The 23778-nt window shown below is 56.1% G+C and carries 27 protein-coding genes; 10 read left to right on the top strand and 17 right to left on the bottom strand.

Features of this window, described 5'->3' with window-relative positions; genetic code table 11:
- Positions 1-165: 165 nt before the first annotated feature.
- The 5 genes from HB779_RS19395 (at position 166) to HB779_RS19375 (ending at position 5669) form a co-directional block, all read left to right on the top strand.
- Entirely contained in the window at positions 166-2016 is a 1851-nt protein-coding gene (locus HB779_RS19395; protein ID WP_188343864.1) for an ABC transporter ATP-binding protein, read from the top strand.
- Positions 2017-2251: 235 nt separating this feature from the next.
- Positions 2252-2815, top strand: a complete 564-nt coding sequence (gene petA, locus HB779_RS19390) for a ubiquinol-cytochrome c reductase iron-sulfur subunit (RefSeq protein ID WP_188343863.1) — start codon at positions 2252-2254, stop codon at positions 2813-2815.
- Positions 2816-2836: 21 nt separating this feature from the next.
- Positions 2837-4135, top strand: coding sequence for a cytochrome b N-terminal domain-containing protein (locus HB779_RS19385; RefSeq protein WP_188343862.1), 1299 nt, complete (start codon positions 2837-2839; stop codon positions 4133-4135).
- Between the two features lie 20 nt (positions 4136-4155).
- Complete coding sequence (locus HB779_RS19380; RefSeq protein WP_188343861.1) at positions 4156-5025, top strand: cytochrome c1; 870 nt, start codon at positions 4156-4158, stop codon at positions 5023-5025.
- Between the two features lie 98 nt (positions 5026-5123).
- Complete coding sequence (locus HB779_RS19375; RefSeq protein ID WP_188343860.1) at positions 5124-5669, top strand: adenine phosphoribosyltransferase; 546 nt, start codon at positions 5124-5126, stop codon at positions 5667-5669.
- Positions 5670-5686: 17 nt separating this feature from the next.
- Here the strand turns inward: HB779_RS19375 and HB779_RS19370 are convergent, their stop codons facing one another.
- The 5 genes from HB779_RS19370 to HB779_RS19350 all read right to left on the bottom strand — a co-directional run bounded on the left by HB779_RS19370 (position 5687) and on the right by HB779_RS19350 (position 9359).
- Complete coding sequence (locus HB779_RS19370) at positions 5687-6160, bottom strand: MaoC family dehydratase (RefSeq protein WP_188343859.1); 474 nt, start codon at positions 6158-6160, stop codon at positions 5687-5689.
- The gene (locus tag HB779_RS19365) at positions 6157-6627 is read right to left on the bottom strand and encodes a MaoC family dehydratase (protein WP_188343858.1); all 471 of its coding nucleotides are present in this window, start codon (positions 6625-6627) and stop codon (positions 6157-6159) included. Before HB779_RS19365 ends, HB779_RS19370 begins: the two co-directional genes overlap by 4 nt.
- 225 nt (positions 6628-6852) lie before the next feature.
- Positions 6853-7956 carry a redox-regulated ATPase YchF gene (gene ychF / locus HB779_RS19360; protein WP_188343857.1) on the bottom strand — a complete coding sequence of 368 codons (1104 nt, stop codon included), beginning with the start codon at positions 7954-7956 and terminating at the stop codon, positions 6853-6855.
- Positions 7957-7968: 12 nt separating this feature from the next.
- A complete protein-coding gene (pth, locus tag HB779_RS19355; RefSeq protein ID WP_188343856.1) occupies positions 7969-8694 on the bottom strand; it encodes an aminoacyl-tRNA hydrolase in 726 nt (241 codons plus the stop codon).
- Positions 8695-8720: 26 nt separating this feature from the next.
- Positions 8721-9359 carry a 50S ribosomal protein L25/general stress protein Ctc gene (locus HB779_RS19350; protein ID WP_188343855.1) on the bottom strand — a complete coding sequence of 213 codons (639 nt, stop codon included), beginning with the start codon at positions 9357-9359 and terminating at the stop codon, positions 8721-8723.
- Positions 9360-9631: 272 nt separating this feature from the next.
- Between HB779_RS19350 and chrA the strand changes: the two genes are divergently transcribed.
- Entirely contained in the window at positions 9632-10939 is a 1308-nt protein-coding gene (chrA, locus tag HB779_RS19345; protein ID WP_188343854.1) for a chromate efflux transporter, read from the top strand.
- Here chrA and HB779_RS19340 read toward each other — a convergent pair.
- The 6 genes from HB779_RS19340 to lgt form a co-directional block, all read right to left on the bottom strand.
- Positions 10936-11868, bottom strand: a complete 933-nt coding sequence (locus HB779_RS19340) for a ribose-phosphate pyrophosphokinase (RefSeq protein WP_188343853.1) — start codon at positions 11866-11868, stop codon at positions 10936-10938. The two genes, chrA and HB779_RS19340, sit on opposite strands and share 4 nt — an antisense overlap.
- 133 nt (positions 11869-12001) lie before the next feature.
- Positions 12002-12655: a hypothetical protein gene (locus tag HB779_RS19335; protein WP_188343852.1), complete on the bottom strand. Its 654-nt coding sequence runs from the start codon at positions 12653-12655 to the stop codon at positions 12002-12004.
- 66 nt (positions 12656-12721) lie between these two features.
- Entirely contained in the window at positions 12722-13873 is a 1152-nt protein-coding gene (locus tag HB779_RS19330; protein ID WP_188343851.1) for a Xaa-Pro peptidase family protein, read from the bottom strand.
- Positions 13874-13876: 3 nt separating this feature from the next.
- Positions 13877-14671, bottom strand: coding sequence for a peptidoglycan editing factor PgeF (pgeF, locus tag HB779_RS19325; RefSeq protein WP_188343850.1), 795 nt, complete (start codon positions 14669-14671; stop codon positions 13877-13879).
- 65 nt (positions 14672-14736) lie between these two features.
- Entirely contained in the window at positions 14737-15819 is a 1083-nt protein-coding gene (locus HB779_RS19320) for a class I SAM-dependent methyltransferase (protein WP_188343849.1), read from the bottom strand.
- Entirely contained in the window at positions 15816-16643 is an 828-nt protein-coding gene (gene lgt, locus HB779_RS19315) for a prolipoprotein diacylglyceryl transferase (protein WP_371823941.1), read from the bottom strand. The genes HB779_RS19320 and lgt overlap by 4 nt, the downstream gene beginning before the upstream one ends.
- Positions 16644-17000: 357 nt before the next feature.
- On the opposite strand from lgt, the gene HB779_RS19310 reads away from it, so the two are divergent.
- Positions 17001-17324, top strand: a complete 324-nt coding sequence (locus HB779_RS19310) for an accessory factor UbiK family protein (protein WP_188343847.1) — start codon at positions 17001-17003, stop codon at positions 17322-17324.
- 64 nt (positions 17325-17388) lie between these two features.
- Here HB779_RS19310 and HB779_RS19305 read toward each other — a convergent pair whose 3' ends face one another.
- On the bottom strand, positions 17389-17562 hold the full coding sequence (locus HB779_RS19305; RefSeq protein WP_188343846.1) for a hypothetical protein: 174 nt from the start codon (positions 17560-17562) through the stop codon (positions 17389-17391).
- Between the two features lie 574 nt (positions 17563-18136).
- On the opposite strand from HB779_RS19305, the gene HB779_RS19300 reads away from it, so the two are divergent.
- Positions 18137-18637 (top strand): YbjN domain-containing protein, encoded by a 501-nt coding sequence (locus HB779_RS19300; RefSeq protein ID WP_188343845.1) that lies wholly within the window; start codon positions 18137-18139, stop codon positions 18635-18637.
- Positions 18638-18665: 28 nt separating this feature from the next.
- Positions 18666-19001, top strand: coding sequence for a tRNA-binding protein (locus tag HB779_RS19295; RefSeq protein ID WP_188343844.1), 336 nt, complete (start codon positions 18666-18668; stop codon positions 18999-19001).
- Here the strand turns inward: HB779_RS19295 and HB779_RS19290 are convergent.
- From HB779_RS19290 to HB779_RS19270, 5 genes are all read right to left on the bottom strand, one after another.
- Positions 18998-19306, bottom strand: a complete 309-nt coding sequence (locus HB779_RS19290; protein ID WP_188343843.1) for a DNA-binding transcriptional regulator — start codon at positions 19304-19306, stop codon at positions 18998-19000. The two genes, HB779_RS19295 and HB779_RS19290, sit on opposite strands and share 4 nt — an antisense overlap.
- Positions 19299-19622: a type II toxin-antitoxin system RelE/ParE family toxin gene (locus tag HB779_RS19285; protein WP_188343842.1), complete on the bottom strand. Its 324-nt coding sequence runs from the start codon at positions 19620-19622 to the stop codon at positions 19299-19301. Before HB779_RS19285 ends, HB779_RS19290 begins: the two co-directional genes overlap by 8 nt.
- A 95-nt stretch (positions 19623-19717) precedes the next feature.
- On the bottom strand, positions 19718-21013 hold the full coding sequence (locus HB779_RS19280; RefSeq protein ID WP_371823940.1) for an ATP-binding protein: 1296 nt from the start codon (positions 21011-21013) through the stop codon (positions 19718-19720).
- A gap of 186 nt (positions 21014-21199) precedes the next feature.
- A complete protein-coding gene (locus HB779_RS19275) occupies positions 21200-21907 on the bottom strand; it encodes a response regulator (RefSeq protein ID WP_188346013.1) in 708 nt (235 codons plus the stop codon).
- A gap of 75 nt (positions 21908-21982) precedes the next feature.
- Positions 21983-22486 (bottom strand): MarR family winged helix-turn-helix transcriptional regulator, encoded by a 504-nt coding sequence (locus tag HB779_RS19270; protein WP_188343841.1) that lies wholly within the window; start codon positions 22484-22486, stop codon positions 21983-21985.
- A 341-nt stretch (positions 22487-22827) separates the two neighbouring features.
- Here HB779_RS19270 and HB779_RS19265 point away from each other — a divergent pair, with 341 nt between their 5' ends.
- Positions 22828-23718, top strand: a complete 891-nt coding sequence (locus HB779_RS19265; protein ID WP_188343840.1) for a branched-chain amino acid aminotransferase — start codon at positions 22828-22830, stop codon at positions 23716-23718.
- Positions 23719-23778 lie beyond the last annotated feature (60 nt).

Genomic DNA, 23778 nt, shown 5'->3' with positions numbered 1-23778 from the left:
CAATGAATGTCTCCGATAACGCCTCCCTGTCATGCGGGGAGGCGTTTTCATTGAAGCCAACTAAACGAACTTTAATTTGACGGCTGGCGGGACTCACTCAAAAGTACCTTTTCAGCCGCGCGCTGCACGTCTGATCCTGAAAGCCCCTGACCGGATGTGCATCGCATGAGAAATGTGTTTCGACTGTTTGAAAGCTGGATCGATCCTTACGCGGCACCACCGGCCGATCACGTTCCGTCACGGCCTTTTCCATTCATCTGGTTTTATGTCCGTCAGGCAAAGGCGGCATTTTGCGCGGTGCTTGTTCTTGGTGGTCTGGTTGCTCTGACTGAAGCGGGAATGTTCTGGTTTCTCGGCGGTCTTGTTGACATCCTCACCAAGGTTGATCCAGCCAAGGGCTGGCAGGGCCTGATGCAGAATTACAGCACGCCGCTTCTCCTGATGTTCATTGGTGTGCTGGTGGCGCGGACCATTATCCTGACGCTTTCCGCGCTGGTGGAAGAGCAGACCGTTGTTCCAGGGTTTTTCAATCTCGTGCGCTGGCAGGCGCATCTCCACACCTATCGCCAAAGCCTTGCATTCTTTCAGAATGATTTTTCCGGCCGCATCGTCACCAAGGTCTGGGCGACCGGCCAGGCTGTTGGCGATTTCATGATGACGCTGCTGCAGGCCCTCTGGATCTGCGTGGTCTACAGCATCACGACCATTGCGCTGGTCGGCAATCTTGACTGGCGGCTGGCGGCAATCGTCATTATCTGGCTCGTGGTTTTCAGTCTGATCGCCCGCTATTTTCTGCCGCGTGTACGCCGGGCGGCCGCTGAAACCGCCGAGGCCGGTTCCGTCGTCACCGGCAGGCTGGTCGATGGCTATAGCAATATCCAGACGCTGAAGCTCTTTGGCAGCACCGAGCGTGACGACGCCTATATGCGTCAGGGTATGCAGCGCTGGCTTGACGCCATAATTCCACTGACGCGTGGTCTCAGCGGTATCCGTATTGCACTTGGCGCAACGAGCAGTGTGATGATCTGTGCCGTGGCGATCGTTTCGATCGATCTGTGGCTCAAGGCTGAGATTACCTCGGGTGCAATTGCCTTCACGCTTGGCCTTGTATTGCGCCTCAGCATGTTGATGGGCCGAACCATGTCCAATCTCAACGGGCTCTTGCGCAATTACGGTACGATCCAGAATTCCATGGAGCTGCTGGCCCAACCGGTAACGGTGGTTGACCGGCCGGGTGCAGCCAAGCTTGTGGTGACCGAAGGCGCGATCCGTTTCGAGAATGTGCAGTTCCACTATGACAGCTCAAAACCCGTTTTTGACAATCTGTCACTCACTGTCCTGCCGGGCGAAAAGATCGGGCTTGTTGGCCGTTCCGGTGCCGGCAAGTCGACGCTGGTCAATCTTCTCCTGCGCTTTTACGATTTGCAGGGCGGTCAAATTCTGATCGATGGGCAGGACATTGCCAAAGTCACGCAAGATTCGCTGCGTGGTCACATCGGCATGGTGACACAGGATACGTCGCTGCTGCACCGCTCGGTGCGTGACAATATCATCTATGGCCGTCCTGACGCCTCGGACGAGTTGTTGCAGCACGCTGTGGAGAACGCGCAGGCGGACACGTTCATCCAAGCACTGACCGATCCCAAGGGCAGGCACGGTTTTGAAGCCCATGTGGGCGAGCGCGGCGTCAAGCTCTCCGGTGGTCAGCGGCAGCGCATCGCCATTGCCCGCGTGATGCTCAAGGACGCGCCGATTCTCATTCTGGACGAGGCGACCTCCGCGCTCGATTCGGAAGTGGAGGCGGCAATTCAGGACAATCTCTACCGGTTGATGCGGGGTAAAACCGTTATTGCCATTGCCCATCGCCTGTCCACCATTGCCGCGCTTGACCGGCTGGTGGTGATGGATGAGGGGCGGATTGTCGAGAGCGGCAGCCATGAGGAACTCATCGCTGCCAATGGGCTTTATGCCGGGCTTTGGGCGCGGCAATCCGGCGGCTTTATCGGGCGGACATGAGCGCAGCGGTAAAACGCTAGGAGATTCATGGCGAAAGAGTGGAAAAGCTGTGGCGACTTATCCCTGCGACATCCTGCCCTTGTGGCTCTGTCAGGCTGGACAAGCTCAAGCGACATGCTTAGAAACCACGCAATATGCTGGGGAATCCGCGCGGCTCATTTGATGGGCCTGTCGTCTATTCTGGTGACAAAGTGGACTCTCCTGCGGCGTTGTTATTCGGAAAGGACCAGGCCCCGTGAGCGCACACGATACGACCGAGCCGACACGGCGTGACTTCCTCTATATTGCGACAGGTATGGCCGGTGCGGTCGGTGTGGGCGCCTTTGCTTGGCCCTTTATCGATCAGATGCGCCCGGACGCCTCGACGCTGGCAGTCTCGTCTATCGAAGTTGATGTTTCTGCGGTCCAGCCGGGCATGTCCCTGACGGTCAAATGGCGCGGCAAGCCCGTTTTCATTCGCAACCGTACGCCCAAGGAAATCGAAGACGCCAAAAACGTCGAGCTGAGCCAGCTCAAGGATCCGATTGCGCGCAATGCCAATCTGCCAAGCGATGCTCCGGCAAACGACGGTGATCGCGGTGCTGGCAAAGGCAAGGAAAACTGGCTGGTCATGATCGGCGTTTGTACCCACCTTGGTTGCATTCCGCTGGGTCAGCAGGGCGATTTCGGCGGCTGGTTCTGCCCATGCCACGGTTCGCAATACGATACCGCTGGACGCATTCGCTCCGGTCCCGCGCCGGAAAATCTGCCGGTTCCGCCACTTTCATTCATTTCCGACACCGTCATCAAAATCGGCTAAGGTTCCAGGGGGAGACACGACATGAGCGGTGGACATTCATCCTATACGCCGAACACAGGTATCGAAAAATGGGTCGATGCGCGACTTCCGTTGCCGCGTCTGATCTATGATTCATTCGTAGCCTATCCTGTTCCGCGCAATCTCAACTACGCCTATGCTTTCGGTGGAATTCTGGCGATCATGCTGGTCGCGCAGATCATCACCGGCGTTGTTCTGGCGATGCATTATGCGGCTGACACGGGTCTGGCTTTCAACTCCGTTGAAAAGATCATGCGCGATGTCAATTCCGGCTGGCTGCTGCGTTACCTGCACTCCAACGGCGCATCGATGTTCTTCTTTGCCGTTTGGATTCATATTTTCCGCGGGCTCTACTACGGTTCCTACAAGGCGCCGCGCGAGCTTCTGTGGATTCTGGGTGTGATTATCCTTCTCCTCATGATGGCAACCGCGTTCATGGGCTACGTTCTGCCTTGGGGCCAGATGTCCTTCTGGGGTGCAACGGTTATCACCGGCTTCTTCACGGCGTTCCCGGTTATCGGTGATCCGATTCAGCAGCTGTTGCTCGGTGGTTTCGCCGTGGACAATCCGACACTCAACCGCTTCTTCTCGCTGCATTACCTGCTGCCCTTCATGATTGCCGGTGTTGTTATCCTGCACGTCTGGGCGCTGCATGTGACCGGTCAGACCAACCCGACCGGTATTGAAGTCAAGTCGAAGACGGACACCGTTGCGTTCACGCCTTATGCGACCATCAAGGATGCGTTTGCGATGGCGCTGTTCCTGATCCTCTTTGCTTACTTCGTCTTCTACATGCCGAACTACATGGGCCATCCGGACAACTATATCCCGGCTGACTCGCTGAAGACGCCAGCCCACATTGTTCCTGAATGGTACTTCCTGCCATTCTACGCGATGCTGCGCGCCATCACGTTCAACATCGGACCGATCAATTCGAAGCTCGGCGGCGTTCTGACCATGTTCGGCTCGATTGCGATCCTCTTCATCGTGCCATGGCTTGACACTTCGAAGGTTCGCTCAGCTGTTTATCGCCCCTGGTACAAGCTGTTCTTCTGGATCTTCGTTGCCAATGCCATCATGCTAGGCTGGCTCGGTTCGCGTCCGGCGGAAGGCCTGTACACATTGTTCTCGCAGATGGGCACAGCTTTCTACTTCGGCTTCTTCATCATCATCATGCCGTTGCTGGGATTGATCGAAACACCGCGCCGCATACCGAACTCGATCACGGAAGCCGTGCTTGCAAAGACCAAGAGTGGCGGTCAGCCCTCAGGTGTTGCTGCCGCTCCGGAAACCAAAGGCTGAGAAACGTGAAGGACTCTCCGATGAAAAAAATCCTCCTCGGTCTCGCAGCTGCTGGTCTGGGTACCATGCTGGCTTTCGGTGGCGGTGCGTTTGCAGAAGAAGCAGCCCACAATGCTGCTGAACCAACGCACTTCCCGATCAAGCATCCGGAACAGATGAAGTGGTCCTTCGCGGGTCCATTCGGCACTTACGACAAGCAGCAGTTGCAGCGCGGTCTGAAGATCTACAAGGAAGTCTGTTCCGCTTGTCATTCGATGAAGCTTGTGGCGTTCCGTTCGTTGACGGAGCTCGGTTATTCCGAAGCGCAGGTCAAGGCATTCGCGAGTGAATATGAAGTGCAGGACGGCCCGAATGCGGAAGGTGAAATGTTCACCCGTAAGGCTATCCCGGCGGACTATTTCCCATCGCCCTATGCCAATCCGCAGGCAGCGGCTGCCGCCAACAACGGTGCAGCTCCACCTGATTTCTCGCTGATCGCCAAGGCACGCGCTGTGGAACGCGGTTTTCCGCAGTTCCTCATCGATATCGTCTGGGGACAATATCAGGAAGGCGGACCGGACTATATCCATGCTTTGCTGACCGGCTTCGGCCAGACACCGCCGGAAGGCATGAAGATTCCCGAGGGCACGCATTACAACCCTTACTTCATCGCCGCCAAATCCCTCGCAATGGCTCAGCCGTTGCAGGATGGTCAGGTGACTTATGATGACGGTTCGCCCGCGACACTGACACAGTACTCGCAGGACGTTGCTGCATTCCTGATGTGGGCCGCAGAGCCGCATCTGGAAGAGCGCAAGAAGACCGGCTTCCGGGTCATGATCTTCCTCGTTCTGTTCGCTGGTTTGCTCTACGTCGCCAAGCGCCGGATCTGGGCTGATATCGAGCATTGATCGATCAATATTATCTGATGCGAAAGGGGCGCTTTGCGCCCCTTTTCTTTGCGGCAAAGTCTCGTTAGACTGGCCGCTTGCCACGAAGGAGTGACGAGATGGATTCTACGCTGAAACAGACGCTGGTCGATGCCATCCGTAATATCCCCGATTACCCGAAACCCGGTGTCATGTTCCGTGACATCACGACCTTGCTCGGCAATGCACGTGCGTTTCGCCGTGCGGTCGACGAGCTTGTTCATCCCTATGCGGGGGGCAAGGTCGACAAGGTGGCCGGTATCGAAGCGCGCGGCTTTATCATTGGCGGCGCGATGGCTCATCAATTGTCTTCCGGCTTTGTGCCGATCCGCAAGAAGGGCAAGCTGCCGCACGATACGGTGCGGATCGCCTACAGCCTTGAATATGGCGTGGACGAGATGGAGATGCACCGTGATGCCATCATCCCGGGTGAGAAGGTTATTCTGGTTGATGATTTGATTGCCACGGGCGGCACAGCAGAAGGCGCAGTGAAGCTGTTGCAGCAGATGGGCGCGGATATTGTCGGGGCTTGCTTTATCATCGATCTGCCCGAGCTGGGTGGTCGCAAGAAGCTCGAAGCGCTCGGGGTGAATGTCCGGACGCTTATTTCCTTCGACGGCCACTGAGCGCCCGTTACGGCGCTCTATGCTGACAGCAGGATCAGTGCGGCGCTGTTGAACTCCAGAACCTTCTCGTTTTTCTGGTTATAGGCTGCCGATGACATCTGCATCATCGCCCAGCCGGGCCGTGACTGCAGTTCGCGAAACCCGTTCAAGGTGCGGGTAAAACGGATCGTATCGTTCACGTAGACGGGCTTCAGCCATTTCAGATCTTCAAAGCCGGGTGAGGGGCCAAATTGCGGTGGGGTCTCGCCTCGCTCCATAGCTGCACGGACCTGACGTTTCATGTCTTCCACATTCAGCCGCATCCACATCGCTGTCGTATGCCAACCGGAGGCGCAGAGCGCACCGAAATTACTCTTCTCAGCGGCTTCCGGGTCCACATGGAAACGCTGCGGATCGTATTTTTTAGCAAAGGTGACGATCTCGTCGGCGGTGAATGTGTGCGTGCCGAGATCGCGTTCGATCCCGATCAATGCGTCGAGTGCGGTGCTCATGCTGCTACAGGCTCCCGCAGGGTAAACATGCCGGTGTTCTGCAGCTCGCAGACAACCACGCCGTGCTGATTGTAGATTTCATGATGGAGCGTGACAAAGCCCAGAGAAGGCTTGGATTTTGACACGCGGCAGGCAAGCACCGTGCTCTTACCGGTCAGGGTATCACCGGCCAGAACAGGCTTTTTCCACTTGGCAAAATCGATGCCGGGTGCACCTTGCGATGTCGAGTCGAGAAGATAAGCGTCGCACATCATGCGCATGAACATGGAGACCGTATGCCAGCCGGAGGCGGCGAGGCCGCCGAGAATGCTGGCCTTTCCGGCAGCCTCATCCAGATGAAAGGGCTGCGGGTCAAACTGACTGGCGAAATCGATGATTTCGCTGGCTTCAACGGATTTCGCAGGCAGCGGCCATTCGCTACCGACTGTGAAATCCTCGTAAGCATATCGGGGGTTGTATTGGCTCATGCGCCCATAATAGGCATGAGCGGTTCTGGTTCAAGAGGTCGATTGCATCTGTCTTGTGCGTGGTTCGACAAGCTCACCATGAGGGAGATTGTTGGCTGCAAATCCAATTGGAAAGATTGCAGACCATAGATCCCTGCAATCCTCACTCTCCCTCATGGTGAGCTTGTCGAACCACGCACCATTTTGCTGCCAATTGGAACAGGACAGACCTAACGCAGCCTGCCGTTACGTATTGAACCTGAACAGCATGATATCGCCGTCCTGCACCACATATTCCTTGCCTTCGTCGCGCGCCTTGCCGGCTTCCTTTGCCGGCACTTCGCCGCCGAGGGTGACATAGTCATTATAGGCAATTGTCTGGGCGCGAATGAAACCGCGCTCGAAATCCGTATGAATGACGCCCGCTGCCTGCGGTGCCTTGGAACCGCGTTCAACTGTCCAGGCGCGTGCTTCCTTCGGGCCGACGGTGAAATAAGTGATAAGGTGCAGGAGCTTGTATCCGGCGCGGATCAGGCGGTCGAGGCCCGGCTCGTCCAGATTCATCGCATCCAGATATTCCTTGGCTTCCTCATCCGGCAGTTGCGCAACTTCAGCTTCAATCGCTGCTGAGATCGTTACGGTTTCCGCACCCTGTGCCGTCGCCATTTCTTCGACAGCTTCAGTGTGTTCATTGCCGGTTGCAGCATCGCTTTCTGCGACATTGCACACGTAAAGAACGGGCTTCGATGTCAGAAGATTGAGGTCCTGCAGGATCTGCAGCTCGTCGGCAGCAATTCCGTTGAGCAGGAAGCGAACAGGCTTGCCGTTCTGCAACAGAGTCAAAGCCTGTTCCATAACCGGAAGAACGGCCATGGCTTCCTTGTCCTTGACGCCGGCACGCTTGCGGAACTGCACGATGCGGCGCTCAAGACTATCAAGGTCGGAAAGCATCAGCTCGGTCTCGACCGTCTCCGCGTCGGAGACTGGATCGATGCGGCCTTCCACGTGGGTAATATCATCGTCTTCAAAGCAGCGCAGAACATGGACCACGGCGTCAACTTCGCGGATATTGGCCAGGAACTGATTGCCGAGGCCTTCGCCCTTGGACGCCCCGCGCACGAGACCGGCAATATCAACAAAGCTGATACGTGTTGGCACGATGTTGGCAGATTTGCCGATCTTGGCAATCGCCTGCAGGCGCGCGTCCGGCACCGCAACTTCACCGGTGTTTGGTTCAATGGTGCAGAACGGATAATTCGCAGCCTGCGCGGCAGCGGTTCTGGTCAGCGCGTTGAAGAGCGTCGATTTGCCGACGTTGGGCAAGCCAACGATGCCGCATTTGAAACCCATAATCTGCGATCCTTATTCTTTCTTGCCGAAGAGCTTGTTCAGCATGTCGGCCATCGGGCCGGATTTTGGAATATTGACGGTTGGCTTTGCCTGACGCGCCTGCCGGATATGGCTTTGGCCTGCCGGTTTTGCAACAGGATTCGCCTCGGCCTTTGCTTCGGTCCTGTTGCCGCTGCCGGTGACCAGAGCCACGCGATTCATGAAACCGGTATCGTCATGCTTGGCCAGATAGCCCGCATTGTCGGCAACAGCGCCAAGCAGAGGCTCAATCCACTCAGCATCCGCCTTGGCAAAATTGCCAAGTACGTAGCCTGTCACCAGTTCCTTGACGCCGGGATGACCGATGCCGATGCGAATGCGCCGGTAGTCCTTGCCGCTATGCGCGTCGATGGACTTGATACCGTTATGTCCGCCGGAGCCGCCGCCAGTCTTCACACGCAACTTGCCCGGAGGCAGATCAAGCTCGTCATAAATGACAACGAGATCGTCCAGTGCCAGTTTGTAGAAGCGCATGGCTTCGCCAACGGACTGACCCGACAGGTTCATGAAGGTCTGGGGTTTGATCAGGATGGTCTTTTCGCCGTCGATGATACCGTCAGCGATCAGTGCCTTGAATTTTTTGGCCCAGGGAGAAAAGCGATGGCGACGGTGTATTTCATCCGCCGCCATAAAACCGATATTATGCCGGTTTGCAGCATATTGGGAGCCCGGATTACCAAGACCTGCGATAAGCAGCACTTTGCCAAAGCTCCCAATAGAGACGATTACTCGCCTTCTTTTTCTGCCGTTTCAGTTGTCTCAGCAGCAGCTTCAACAGTCTCGTCTTCAGCAGCGAGAACAGCCGGAGCGGCAATCGTAGCAATGGTGAAGTCACGATCGTGGATAACCGATGTTACGCCCTTTGGCAGGGTAACAGCGGAAATGTGGATCGAGTCACCAATCTGCAAGCCGGTAAGATCGATTTCGATCGCATCCGGAATAGCATTTGCCGGGGCATGCAATTCAACATCGTGACGAACGATGTTGAGAACGCCGCCGCGCTTGATGCCTGGGGACAGTTCTTCGTTGAGGAAGTGAACAGGTACGTTCACATTCACAACCGACTTGGCCGACACGCGCAGGAAGTCCACATGGACAGGCTTGTCGCTGACCGGATCAAGCTGGTAGTCCTTTGGAAGGACCTGAATGGACTTGCCATCCAGCTGGATGTTCGCGATCGTCGTCTTGAAGCCGCCGCCGTGAATCTTGTAGTACAGTGTCTTGTAGTCGAGGGTAATCGAGATTGGCGCCTGCTTGTCACCATAGATGACTGCTGGCACTTTACCGTTGCGGCGAATTTCCCGGGAGGACCCCTTACCAACCCGTTCGCGCGCCTCGGCCTTGAGCTCGTATGCTTCGCTCATGGCATTTCCTTTCGAGGTTCAAATCTGGAGTGTTTTCCGGGTCACCAATATGGGTAGCCTAAAAAACATGAAGCGGTCGCATGGTCATCCGGAACCGGATGAAATGACCGCCCCATTCCGCGTTGCCTCCAAGGGTGTCTACGCGGATGGCGGCTCTATAACGGAAAGATAGCCAATGTGCAAGTTTGTTGCTTGACCAAAGCCGGGCGAAAGTCTGTCATCGCTCTGTCATGCCAGCTGTTTACCGCGGCAGAGCAAAACAAGAGGGAACAATGGCCGGGGCTATAGCATTGGACGGACAAAAAATCGAGGCCAGAGAGGCTTTCCAGACGTTTGGAAAGATAGGGCTTCTGTCTTTTGGCGGTCCCGCCGGACAGATCGCCATGATGCACCGCGTGCTGGTCGATGAAAAGAAATGGATCAGCGAGGAGCGTTTCCTGCATGCGCTGAATTTCTGCATGCTGTTGCCGGGTCCGGAGGCCATGCAGCTTGCGACCTACCTCGGCTGGCTTTTCCACGGGGTAAAGGGCGGGGTGATTGCTGGGCTCCTGTTCATCCTGCCGGGTGCTTGCGTCATGCTGGCGCTGTCGGCGCTTTATGTCAGCTTTGGGCAGGTTCCACTGGTTGAAGGGCTTCTGTTCGGGCTCAAGGCGGCTGTGCTGGCAATTGTGCTGGAAGCATTGATCAAAGTCAGCAAACGCGCGCTGACCGATCGCAGCGCCTATGGCATTGCCGTCTGTGCGTTTATCGCGATTGCCCTGTTGAAACTGCCATTTCCTCTGGTCATTCTGGTTGCGGGAATTTTCGGGTATCTGCGCTACAGAATTACACATGTGGTCCCGTTGGCACCGACGGACACGCTCGATGAGCCTGCGGAACGGGGCGCTCTGCAGTCTGCCGCAGTGTGGCTGGTGCTCTGGCTTGGACCCCTCGCTGTTCTGGTACTCGCCCTCGGACACGCCAATATCTTTGCCGCACAGGCCGAATTCTTTTCCAAGATGGCTGTGGTGACGTTCGGTGGAGCCTATGCCGTACTTGCCTATGTGGCGCAGCAGGCGGTCGATTATTATGGCTGGTTGAAACCTGATGAAATGTTGACCGGGCTCGGTCTGGCTGAAACGACGCCGGGATCGCTCATTCTGGTGCTGGCCTTCGTGGGCTTTGTCGGAGGCTCGCGCCTGTCCGGTTTCGACCCGATCACCGGCGGGCTGTTGGGCGGTCTGACGGCGTTGTGGTTCACGTTTGCGCCTTGCTTTTTATGGATCTTTGCCGGTGCGCCGTTCGTTGAACGTCTGCGTCACGTGGGCTGGCTCAAGGCGTCTCTTGCGGCAATTACCGCTGCCGTGGTCGGGGTGATCGCCAATCTGGCCGTCTGGTTCGGCCTGCACGTGCTGTTTGGGGCATTTCAGGAGACGCTGTTCGGGCCTGTGCATCTGCCAGTACTTGATCTCTCCGCCTTTGACTGGGCGGCAGCAATCATAGCCGTGAGCGCAGCAATTGCGCTCATCGGTTTGCGGATCAATATGCTGATCGTGCTTGGTCTGGCGGCGATAGCCGGAATTCTGCTGGGTTTGATTTAATCGAACAGGCTTGAAACAGATTCTTCCGAGGCCGTGCGCGAGATCGCTTCGCCGATCAGATCGGAAATCGACAGGACACGGATATTGTGCGCCGCCTCGATGGCAGCCGTCGGCTGAATGGAATCGGTAATCACGAGTTCCTTCAGCTTGGAACCTGTGATGCGGGCAACGGCGCCACCGGAGAGAACGCCATGTGTGATATAGGCGGTGACACTGGTTGCGCCCTTGGCGAGCAAGGCTTCGGCCGCATTGCACAGCGTGCCACCGGAATCGACGATATCGTCAAACAGCAGACAATCCTTACCGCTGACATCACCGATAACATTCATGACTTCAGACTCGCCTGGACGATCACGGCGCTTGTCGACGATTGCCAGCTGCGCGTCGATGCGTTTGGCCAGCGAGCGGGCGCGGACCACGCCGCCAACGTCCGGCGAGACAACCATCGTGTTCGATGTGCCGTAATGAGCGCGCACGTCACTGGCGATAACGGGAACGGCGTAGAGATTGTCGGTCGGAATATCGAAGAAGCCCTGGATCTGACCCGCATGCAGGTCAAGTGTCAGTACGCGGTTCGCACCGGCTTCGGTGATCAGATTGGCAACCAGCTTGGCAGAGATCGGGGTGCGTGGACCGGCCTTGCGGTCCTGACGGGCGTAACCGAAATAGGGAAGAACGGCGGTGATGCGTTTTGCCGAAGAACGACGGAATGCATCGATCATGATGAGCAGTTCCATCAGGTGATCGTTCGCCGGGAAAGATGTTGACTGCATGACGAAGACATCTTCGCCGCGAACATTTTCCTGAATCTCGACGAATATCTCCTGGTCGGCGAAGCGGCGGACGCTGGCCTTTCCGAGTGGAATGTTGAGATATTTGGCGACAGATTCAGCGAGAACGCGATTGGAATTGCCCGCGAATAGTTTCATGCCCGTATTTTCCCCGGTGCCAGCCAAGTGAAGGATATGGCGGGCCTTGTACTGTGCCTGACGCACATTGCAAGCGGGCAGGGCAGATTCATGCACAATTCCTCGCTAATATCGCGTCAAACGCGTAAATATGTCACGTCTTGGCGCCGGATACCCATTGCAGATAGCCATCGATAGCCTTGTCGGCGATTGATTCCATCACCTTGGGCGGGACGGTGCTCCATGGATCAGTACCATTGCCGGGCACCACTTCCTGCCCCTGTATGCGATGCAGCCGCGTACCTGCTGGATCCAAGACATCCCAAACATAGATGATGGTCGTCTTGTTGCCGTCGGGCAGGGCAGAAAAGTAGCCCTTCATGATGTGCGTGTTATCCGTGTCGGCGGCTGTTCCAAGAACGATGCCTTTGGCCTTGGCCAAGGCCGAGAGGCGCTGCGACAAAGGCGTGGCGGCTGCAATCGGTGCGCCGACGATGGGTGCGAACCGCAATTTTGCCGTCCGGGCAACGCCGGGCTGGGCGGCTCCTGACGCGACGGTCGCGCCTGCAGGTGCCGGGGTGCCAGGTTGTGCAGGTGTTGCCGGGCCGGTGGCAGTTGCGGTCGGTGTTGTTGTGGTGGCTGTTGCCGATGCGCCGGGAGCAACCGTTCCCGGCGTTGCGGGATTGGTTTGTGCCGCAGGCAGGTCCGACTTCGTCACTGCAATCGGCGTTTCCGCACTGTTGCAGGCGCTGAGGCCGAGAGCCGCCAGCGCCACGCAGGCATGGGTTAGTGATTTGCGAGATATCATTTTTGGTCGAACCCCATCATGAGCCATATTCGTGCCATCTCGAAAAAACGAAAGCTGACAAAAGTTTTATTTTACGATCAAGTCAAGAGGTTGGCGGGAAAGTGGCTCCGCAGCACCGTTGGTTGTCAGGTAAGTCCGGCCCAAGGTCATTGCTGTTCCGCTGTCGGAATCCATGATGATCATATGGGCAAACAGTGTCATGTCAGGCTGAATTCGCTCAGGATTGCCGGAATAGAACATCGGCATATCCATCCATGACGGTGTGAACCGTGCGCCTTGCGAATAACCACAGGCATTGAGCCGGTGGCGTGTCAGATCATGGGCTTCCATCACGCGGGAATGCGCATCGAAGACATCGCCGAATGTTGAAGCAGGTGTCATGGCCTCTTCGACGGCTTCCAGTGCTTCACGCGCGGCGTCATAAAGTTCCTGATGGCGCTTCGACGCCTTGCCGGTCAGCACGGTGCGCATCATTGCAGCATGGTAATGGCGGTAAACACCGGCCCATTCCAGCGTCAGTTGATCGTTCTTGGTCAGCTTGCGCCGTCCAGCCTTGTAACGGCATAGCAGCGCATCTTCACCCGAGCCGATAATGAACTCATTGGCCGGATAGTCGCCGCCGCCGGCAAAAATGGCACCTTGCATGGCGGCCAGGATCGCGCCTTCATCGGCTCCGGCCTTGATCAATTTCAGCGCCGCATCGAGCGCTTCGTCACCCAGTTCGGCGGCTTTGCGGCTGTAGACGATTTCCGCCGGGCTTTTCAGCACGCGCAGCTTGTCGACAAGTCCGGACGCATCGACGATTTGACCAAAGGCGGCCAATTGCTCATCAAGCTTGCGTCCGTTCGCGGCGGTCAAGCCGTGCGTCTGGTATTCGATGCCGATACGCTTGCCGAGCAGATCGAGATCGTTGAGCAGTTCGCGCAAATCCGCTGCCGGATTGGCGTTGTCGCGATCGGCCCAAACAATGATGTTCTCGATATTGGACGTCTGGCGCGCTTGCCGCAGATCGGCGGAGCGGGTCATCAAAACTTTGCTGCCATCGGATTTCACCACAAGGCACTGGAAGAAACAGAAGCCGAACGTGTCATAGCCCGTGAGCCAATACATGCTCTCCTGGGCGAAGAGCAGGATGGCGTCCAGTTTCTGCTCTGCCATCACCAGCATTAGCCGGTCCTGACGCGCGGCAAATTCCTCGGGCTCGAAATGAAGGGCCATAAATTAATCCTCTAGAATAGTGATCGCCGAAATCTGGCGGCCATAGTCTGGTTCTTTGCGATGGGTGGTGCGCCTGTAGGAGAAAAACTGATCTTCCTCGGCGTAGGTGCATTTTTCCAGTGCGGATGCATTGACGCCCGCCTGACTGAGCCGCTCGAGAATGAAGGCCCAAAGATTGAACATCTTGTGATTTTCATTGACCGAGTCGCGGAAGAAGCGGCTGTAGGACGGGTCCGCTCCCGTGAACTGGGCGTAGAATTCCGCGCCCACTTCGTAATTGTCCGGCCCGATTGTCGGTCCAAGCACCGCTTGAATGTTTCCGCGCTTTGCGCCAAGGGCGACCATGGCATCAATCGTGTTTTCCAGCACACCGCCAATTGCACCGCGCCAGCCGGCATGGGCAGAGCCGATCACTTTGGCTTCCGTGTCGGTAAAGAGGATAGGACCGCAATCGGCGGACAGGGCGCCAAGGACAATACCGGGCGTCGTGGTGACCATCGCATCCGCTTTCGGGCGGTCCCCGCTAAAAGGAGCAGTCACGGTGAGCACGTCGGGCGAATGCACCTGATGCACGGTGAGAAGCCGCGACAGCGGTGCGCCGAGTGATTGCGCCACACGGCGGCGATTTTCGGTCACATGATCCTGATTGTCATTGGATCCGCTGCCAACATTCAGCCCCTCGTAGATACCGGTCGAGACCCCGCCAATGCGGGTAAAGAACCCGTGGGCGATTCGATCTTTCTCGGGTGATCCCAGCAGAGAGGAATGCAGCGCTACTGGTTTTTCAGACGTGATCATGCCGGATTGCTCTTTCTCAAGGCTGCGGATGGTGGTTGAGCATCGACGCGAAGTCAATTGCCTGTTCATCTGTATTGAAATGGGAATGAATGTGTCGCGGGATCAGTGGCACATAGCACCTTGAAGAGGGTGCCCATCTGATCGGGACCTGCCAGCCTTTCAACATCGGCCCGAATTTGTTCCTGAAACTCGGCTGGTTTGCCGCTCCCCAAAGCTCCGGCACGGTCCAGCAATCCCATGGCGATCAGAAAATCGCCCTGGCTCATGGCGCTGGTTTGGCACCCTTCCGCATGGGCAGCTTTGGCCAGACTGTCAAAGTCCACATGTGTGGTCAGATCGGCTAGGCCCGGCTCCGCCAGAACATCCGCCGATTTATGGCGGCTGAGGGCTTGCAGCGTATCGCCCAAGCCTTGCTGCAGATGACCGTAATCGATCAGCAGGGCAGCGCCGCGCTCGCGGTTTATGCGTTCGGCAATGTCCTGCATCAGGGCACTGCGGGCAGGAGCGATCTCGAAAATACTGCCGTCGGGGGCTGTATCGTGTTCAGGCGGCAAGAGCGCGGTATCGATCGATCCCGTTCCAGCGGCAAATACCAAATTACCATTCGGATCGAGTGTGACCATGCGCTCAACAAACCGTCCGCCTGATTTGACATATTGGCGAACAGGAATTGCATCGAACAGTTCATTGGCAAAGAGGAGCAAAGGACCGGACGGAATATCGCTGAATTGTTCATGCCACTGGATAGGCAGGCCGCATGTGGCCAACTTCACTTTCTGAAGTTCGGCAAGCCTGCCGCTAATCTCAATCATGCGAATATCAGCTGCGGCTGCAAAATCCGGTGCGATTTTCACCAGCGTCCGCAGCACGTCTTTCATCAGAGTACCACGTCCCGGACCCATTTCGCACAGGATGAACTGTGCTGGTGACCCCATCGCCTGCCACGCGCCGACGCACCAGACGCCAATGAGCTCGCCGAACATCTGGCTGACCTCCGGCGCGGTGATGAAATCGCCGTCCCGGCCGAAGGGCTCGCGCGTTGTATAGTAACCATTCTCCGGGTCGAACAGGCACAGAGCCATGTAATCCGCGACACTGATCGGACCAGTCGCCTCAATCTGCCAGATAATGCGCTGTTTCAGCTTCATCGTCCGGTGGAAACTTCCGGATTGCGTGCTCTGAGAAGCACCAGCAGACCGATCACCACCATGGGAATCGACAAGATCATTCCCATTGTTAGCCAGCCGCCATAGAGGTAGCCAAGCTGGGCATCCGGCTCACGGAAAAACTCCACGAAAATACGGGACAGACCGTAACCGGTAATGAAGGCACCGCCGATAAAGCCGGGGCTTTTCAGCTTGCGGCCGTAGAAAATCAAAAGCGCCAGCACGGTGAAGAGGAGAATGCCCTCGAGCGCAGCTTCGTAAAGCTGGCTTGGATGGCGGACGAACGGTCCGCCAGTCGGGAAAATCATGCCCCATGGCACGTCGGTGATGCGGCCCCACAATTCGCCATTGATAAAATTGGCGACACGCACAAGGCCGAGACCGACGGGCACACCTGCCGCGATTGTATCAATCATGCTGAAAACTTTGATCTTGCGTGAGCGGGCGAACAGAATCATGGCGAGCGTAGTGCCGAGCAGGCCGCCATGGAACGACATACCGCCTTCCCAGACTTTAAAAATATCAAGGGGATGGTTGATGTAGCGGCCCAGATCGTAAAACAGGATATAGCCGATACGCCCGCCGAGAACGACACCAAGGGCAGCCCACAGCACGAAATCGTCGAGATCATTCGCCTTCATGGGCGGCGTATTGTTGGCCCAAAGGCGCGGCTTGCTGATCAGCTTTTTGCCATACCACCAGGCAAAGAGAATGCCGACGACGTAGCCCAGCCCATACCAGTGCACGGAGAATGGTCCGAGTGAAAAGATCACCGGATCAATGTCAGGGAAGGCAATAGCGGCCATCGCCGGGGCAAGAATTTCGCTCACAAGAAGCACTCCGTCGTCAGTATGGATTATCGGCGCGGACCATGCGCGAGGGCAGGAACAGCGTCAAGTCGCCTGTCCGGTAACATTTTTGCTTGTTCATCGGCTGCAGACTGGACGGTGCGTGGTTCGACGGGCTCACCATGAGGGAGATGGGTGGGCTGCTGGGAGCTATGTTCTGCAACGCCTCCGATTGGCTTTGCAATGCTTACTCTCCCTCACGATGAGCCCGTCGAACCACGCAAATTGGCGCTGCCATCCGCAGATAATACTCCTTTGCTTGCAATCGTCTGCTGTGGCGATTATTTGATGGGGAAAGCAACAGAGGTATCTGCCATGACCAATGGATCAAACCGCGTTCTTGATGAACTGGCCAAGCTCGTGACTGACGCTGCGGGAGCAGCACAGGGCCTACGCCGCGAAGTCGAAACGGCTTTCCGCGGGCAGGCCGAACGGCTGCTCAACACAATGGACGTTGTGCAGCGCGAAGATTTTGAAGCTGTGCGTGAAATGGCTATCCGGGCCCGTGCTGAAAACACGGCACTTCTCGCCCGCATCGAAGCGCTTGAAGCGCTGGTTGGCCAAAAGGGTAAAGATGCGGGTGATACGGCCAAGGCGGCAAAGCCGGCATCTGCCAGCACCCGAGCCAAGAAAGACTGATTGCCTTTGATCTGGAATTAAAAAAGCCCCGCCAAGTGCGGGGCTTTTTCATAGTTGTATATCCCTAGACTTCGTCGCTTTCAGCCAGTTCTTCTTCACCGGCTGCAATTGCTTCTTCTTCGGTTTCATAAGGGCCGACTTTGTCACCCGCTACGTCATCAATGGTGATGACATAAAACCATTGTCCGTCATCGTTCTTCTGGGTTGCGGTAACTGTCACGTTTGGCTCTGTGGACATTGCCGTCTCCTGTTGAGTGAAACACATTTGGCAGTCTAGGCAGGGAGCGTATCGGCAATATGACGTGGCTTTATCCCGTGTATATCGACTCGGTCCTGATCGCCTACCAGCCCCGGTTTCTTCATGCCGAATGAGGTGGCTTTTTGCACTGCTGACTCGGCTTTGCGAAATAAGGTGAGGGACGTCCTCATCCCGGAGGCAGTTTTTGCTGTATTTTTGTGTTCACAACAGCTGTCCCCAAAATAAATCTTAAGAAATTATCAACAGGTGGAAATCGCCGAAAATCGTTTTCTTAGAGTCAGTTAAAGGCTGCTCGTGAATCTTTTTCATAACATCTGTCCACACCCATTCTCGCCATTTAGCCAAAAGGGGACTGGCGCTCGGACTCAGCATCAATACACTGAAATTACAGCATGATTCGTTTCGACGGTCATGCAGCGGGTAACAAGTTCATATCCGTGGTCCGGCTGGTGCGTTCTGCCTGCCGGTGAGTTTTCAAGCGTTAAGTGTCCTTTGGGTGGGTGCGCTGTGCTCCCGCAGCGTCAGATGAGATTCGATTGAGCAGGAAATGGCGATGAGCCTTCTGGAAATAGAGATTGCGCGTGATTTGCATCCGGTTGATGTGATTGAACACGTTGCCCATGCCAACGAATGGGCTTTCGAGCGCACCGGGGAAGATGAAATCGCCATCACGGTCGAGGGAAACTGGACCGACTACCAGATATCCTTCTCGTGGATGGAAGACTTCGAGGCGCTGCATCTCGCCTGCGCCTTTGACATTGCGGTCAGCGAACCGCGCGTCAATGAAGTGATGCGTCTGCTGTCGCTGATCAACGAACAGCTCCTGATGGGCCATTTCGATCTGTGGCGGCAGGAAGGCGCGGTGATGTATCGCCAGTCGCTGCTGTTATCTGGCGGTGCGGAACCCACGAGCAAGCAGGTGGAAGTGCTTCTATCCAGTGCGCTCGATGCTTGCGAGACCTATTTTCAGGCATTCCAGTTCGTCGTCTGGTCCGGCTCGACAGCACGGGAATCGCTCGATAGCATCCTGTTCGAGACGGTCGGTTCGGCCTGATCCAAAAATTTGACTTGAGTTCAGGACGATGACGATCAGTTTTGATGATTTTGAGAAAGTGGAAATCCGTGTCGGTACGATTATCGAGGCGGAGACTTTCCCCGAGGCGCGTAAACCGGCCTTCAAACTGAAGATTGATTTCGGGCCTGACATCGGCATCAAGAAATCTTCCGCGCAGATCACCAAACATCACACGCTGGATGAGCTGAAGGGCCGTCAGGTCATGGCAGTGGTCAATTTTCCGCCACGACAAATCGGTCCGTTCATGTCGGAAGTGCTGACGCTGGGTTTCCCGGACGAAGAAGGCGGCGTTGTTCTTGCCGCTATCAGCAAGCCAGTGCCAAACGGCGGCAAGCTGTTCTAGGCGGCATGAAGAGCCTTCTCGACCGCTGCCGGAGATTCCTCGATAACTTTTAGAAGCAATCGCCCCGCCGGGTCAGGCTTGCGGCGGCCCTGTTCCCAGTTGTTCATGGTTGCAGCGGGGATACCAAAGCGGCGTTCAAAATCCTTTGTGGACTTTGAATAACGCTTGCGAATTTCCTTGATCCGTTCGGGCGGCATGGGGTCGATATTAACGGTTTCGAGGGCAATTTCGCCGCGCTTCCAAGCGAGGGCTTCTTCCAATCCCTGCAAAATGCCTTCACCAAACTCAGTCTTTTTATCAGTCATTTTTGAGCTCCCTTAGCATTATCAGCGCCGCCTTGCGTTGATCCGGTGTGAGGTCGGCCTGTTCCGATTTTCGATAGGCAAAAATCATGATGGCCAGATCATCCGAGATCATCAAATAATAGATGGCTCGCCCACCACCGCTTTTGCCCTTATTGCCAATGGAAAACCGTATTTTCCGCAAACCTTCAAGGCCTTGTATGACATCCCCCGCAAAGGGATCCACAGCGATTGAATGCTCCAACTTGTTGACGTCTGCATCGGAGACGCCAAGTCTTTTCAGATCTTTGAGATAGCGTTTGGTGCGAACGATTTTCATGTCCGTATATACGCCAATGGCGTAATTTCTGCAAGAGAAAATACGCCATTGGCAGTATGAGAATTCACCGTGCGATATGCTATGCCAGAATAATACTATGCCGGAATACGAACAACCGCGCGCAGGCCACCCATCGGGCTTTCATCCAGTGTGATATCGCCACCATGGCTGCGGGCGATGTCGAGCGCAATGGCGAGGCCAAGCCCTGTTCCACTCGCATCCTGATTGCGTGCTTCGTCCAGCCGGAAAAATGGCTTGAACACTTCGTCGCGCATATCTTTGGGGATGCCAGAGCCATCGTCATCGATTGTGATGCTCAGCCAACCTTCGCGGTGATCGGCAGCGACGGCGACGTTCCTGGCATAGCGGAATGAATTCGACACCAGATTGGAGACAAGTCGCGAAAACGCGTTGGGCCGGACCTGAATTTCCGGTTCGCCGCGAATGCTTGATTTGAAGCCGCGCTCCAGCAACAGGCCTTCTTCCTTCAGCTTGGCGAACAGACGTTCGAGATTGAACGTGCCGGTTTCTTCCTCCGCCTCGCTGCGGGCAAAGGCCAGATAGCCCTCCAGCATGGATTGCATGTCGTCAATGTCCTGCTCCATCGCATCCGTGTCCACCTTGTGGCCGACCAGTGCGAGCTGCAGCTTGAACCGGGTCAGAATGGTGCGCAGGTCATGACTGACGCCGCTGAGCATGGTCGTACGCTGTTCGATCTGACGCTCGATGCGTTCGCGCATGACAATGAAGGCGGCGCCTGCACGGCGCACTTCTTCGGCGCCACGCGGTTTAAAGTCTGGCGGCGGGGCACGGCCCTTGCCGAAACTGTCTGCTGCGGCAGCCAATTGCTGGATCGGCTTGATCTGGTTGCGTAGGAACAGAATCGCGATGGCAAGTAGGACCAGCGCGGAGCCAGACATCCAAACGAGCAGAATGAGGGTGTTCGAGGCATACGCCTGACTGCGCCGGGCAAACACCCGCAAGACTTTGCCCTCTAGCTGGATGCGGATTTCCAGCAAGTCGGAATCGCCGATTGTATCTATCCAGAACGGCCGGTTGATCTGCCGGGTGATCTCCGCACTCAAAGGTTCGTCCAGAACAGAGAAAAACGGTTTTGGTCCCGGGGCGGGCAGCGGATCAGGCGGTAGAATGGAAATGTTGAGGGACAACCGTTCGCGTGAAATGCGTATGAGGTTCTCGTAACCCGGATCCTGCGGATAGGTGTCCATCATGTCGATGATGCCGGAAATGTCCCGGACAACCGCCGTGGACAGGCGCTGGGTTACCGTCTGCCAGTACCGTTCCATGAAGACGAAGGCGATCACCGATTGCAGCAGCACCATCGGGGCGATGATGATAATCAGGGAGCGGGCATAAAGCCTTTTAGGCATCCGCTGGGCCAGCCAGCGGGAGAACTTGCGCCAGGGGCCGAGCAGCGTGCTTCGCCTGCGCCGCCAATGCCGCTGCCTGACTGCCAATGCGCGTTTTGCACTGTCGGTTTGTGCCATGTGATCAGTGCCCGCTCGCGCATCGTGGTTGCTGTCCGGTGCAGCGCCCGGATCAATGAATACCGAACGCTACTCCACGCTCAGTTTATAGCCGACGCCACGCACCGTCTGCAACCAAACCGGATTGGCCGGGTCGTTCTCGATCTTGCGGCGCAGTCGGTTGATCTGCACGTCGATGGTTCGCTCGCCAACATCGCCTTCCTGGCCGGTCAGTTCATGACGCGGCACGGTTTCACCGGCACGCGCGGCAAAGATAGCCATGATATCCTGCTCGCGGTCGGTCAGGCGAATAAGCTCGCCCGAACGCTTCAGTTCACGCTTGGCAATGACAAATGTATAGGGGCCAAAAACGATCTGTTCGATCTTGGCCTGTGTTGCCGGGGCGCCGCGCCGCAGAATGTTGTTGATACGCAGGATCAATTCACGCGGGTCGAACGGCTTGGGCAGATAATCATCGGCGCCAGCTTCGAGACCGGTAATGCGGCTGTCGGTTTCCGATAGCGCCGTCAGCATGAGGATAGGCACGTTCTTTTCCTGACGCAGCGACTGGGTCAGAGCCACGCCGCTTTCGCCGGGCATCATGACGTCAAGGATCAGAAGATCATAGTCAATGCCGGCAAGCTTGCGCCGTGCCTCGTCCGCATTGGCAGCCACCGTAATACGAAAACCGCTGCCCGTCAGATATTGCGACAGTAGATTGCGAATTCGGGTGTCGTCATCGACAATGAGCAGGTGTGGCGCATCGTCTGAAAGCGGAAGTTCTTCACTCACCAAAATCTTTCCTTCTCTCTCCGGGCATTTGCGCCCGCCCTAAAATATCCCCGGACGTCCCGATCCGTATGCGGCTAAAGTCTAGCCTGCCTGTGGCAGGCTGTCGATCTGTTGCCACTGGCCGGGATTGACCATCGCCTTGAGGAAACGTTCAATCATTGCCCGGTCAGCTGGACCGATTTGCTCCAATGCACTGCCAATGCGGCGTGATTGCGGTGCGGCAAGCTCAAGTGCAAGTTCGCGGCCTTTCATCGTGGGGTAGAGTTCGCGCTGCCGCCGGTCGCGCGGTCCGGGTATCTGTACCACGTGATCCGTATCGATCAATTGCTTGAGAACGCGCGCCAGGCTTTGCTTGGTGATCTGCAGCACGTCGAGAAGTTCCGCTACGGTCATCCCGGGTTTGCGGTTGATGAAATAGAGGACACGGTGGTGCGCCCGGCCAAAGGCAAGCTTTTCCAGAATCAGATCCGGATCGGCGGTGAAGTCGCGATAGGCAAAGAAAAACAGCTCGATGATGTCCAGTTCACGCGCGTCTTCCTTGGTCAGGGCTGTCTCAATGTGCCGATCTGGTGTATAAGATTTCATACAGGGCTCCCGCTCTCAAACATGTGTGCTGAAAATTATGTCAGCTTTGTTGACTTAATTTTAGACTGCTGATAATTTTTGGCAAGCTGTTGGCCACATTTTGAATGAAACGAAAAGCCAATAAGTGTTTCTGGGACATTTTTCCTCATTGAAACGCATATTGCCGTTCGCACAACTCCGCAAAGGGTTGGGCGTTTGTTCAGAATGTACAGCGTCTCTTGCACGTTCAGACGAAGGTGCGGCGCTGTAGCGGGCCATGGTCCACCAATTGTAAAACGGGAACAATTGGCGTCGTCTCAAACCCGTTCGAATTATCAGGAATCAAACGCCTGGAGGAAAACATGGCATCCGTTCCATTTGATCAGCTTGAAGGTTACATCTGGATGAACGGTGAATTCGTTCAATGGGCAGATGCGAAGGTTCACGTGCTGACTCATGGCCTGCATTATGCAAGCTCCGTCTTTGAAGGTGAGCGCGCCTATGGCGGCGAAATTTTCAAGCTCAACGAACATACGGAACGCCTGCACGAATCAGCACGCATTCTTGGCTTCACGGTGCCTTATTCGGTAGAAGAGCTGAATGATGCTTGCCGCAAGCTTTTGGCCAAGCAGGGCTTTCAGGATGCCTATGTGCGTCCGATCGCTTGGCGCGGCAGTGAATCGATGGGCGTTTCGGCCCAGAACAACAGGATCAATGTCGCCATCGCGATCTGGCAGTGGCCGAGTTATTTTGATCCTGCGCAAAAGCTCAAAGGTATTCGTCTCGATATGGCCGAGTATCGCCGTCCGGACCCGAAGACCGCTCCTTCCAAGTCGAAGGCCGCCGGACTTTATATGATCTGCACCATTTCCAAGCATGCAGCCGAAGCCAAGGGCTATGCGGATGCGCTGATGCTCGATTGGCGTGGTCAGGTTGCCGAAGCCACGGGTGCCAACGTGTTTTTCGTGAAAGATGGTGTCATTCACACACCGAAGCCGGATTGTTTCCTGGATGGTATCACACGCCGCACGGTTATCGATCTGGCCAAGCGCCGGGGCTATGAAGTCGTTGAACGCGTCATCATGCCGGAAGAGCTGGAAGGCTTCGAACAATGCTTCCTGACAGGTACAGCTGCTGAAGTGACGCCTGTTTCGGAGATCGGACCCTACCGCTTCACGGTTGGCGAGATCGCCATCAACTTGATGAATGACTATGCGTCCGAAGTAACTCCCAAGAAAGCGGCAGCTGAATAACTCCGGGCATTGGACAGCAAATAGAGCGCGTTCTGTCCGATACTCCAAGCTTGCCAATGA

The organism is Phyllobacterium sp. 628, from assembly GCF_014189505.1.
GTDB lineage: Bacteria > Pseudomonadota > Alphaproteobacteria > Rhizobiales > Rhizobiaceae > Phyllobacterium.
This window is presented reverse-complemented; position numbering and strand designations above follow the sequence as displayed.